Annotated in this window: 1 protein-coding gene; it reads right to left on the bottom strand. The window is 73.6% G+C overall.

All coding sequences use genetic code 11. The features are described 5' to 3' along the window. Positions 1-443, bottom strand: a 443-nt coding sequence (locus ACLEQD_RS45125; protein WP_410392026.1) for an AMP-binding protein, incomplete at both ends; no start/stop codon positions are given.

The following is a 443-nucleotide window of genomic DNA, read 5'->3' as shown; positions in this document are numbered from 1 at the left end:
CCGACGTGAAGTCCACGTACGCGACGTTGCGGCTTCCCACGCCACTCTGCGGCGCATGCTTAGGCTGGCGGGCAAGCTCCTCCCGCGCCTCCTCCAGCCGCACCACGTCCAGCCCTTCCGTCGGAAGGCGCTCGCCCAGCGCCCGCGTCGTCACCAGCACGCGCGCCCCGGCCTCCTTCAGCATGTACGCCAGCCGCTCGCGCGGGTAGTCCGCCTCCAGCGGCACGTAGGCGCCACCCGCCTTGAGGATGGCCACCAGCGCCACCACCAGCTCCACCCCGCGCTCCAGGCACAGCGCCACCCTCGACTCCGGGCCCACTCCGCGCGCCCGCAGCAGGTGCGCCAGCTGGTTCGCCCTCGCATCCAGCTGCGCGTACGTCAGCCTCTCCTCGCCCGCCTCCAGCGCCACCGCGTCAGGACGACGCGCCACCTGCGCCGCGAAG

This window comes from Corallococcus sp. 4LFB (genome assembly GCF_046520365.1).
GTDB classification, from domain to species: Bacteria; Myxococcota; Myxococcia; order Myxococcales; family Myxococcaceae; genus Corallococcus; species Corallococcus caeni.
Note: the sequence above shows the minus strand (reverse complement) of the source record. Positions and strands in the feature narration are given on the sequence as shown.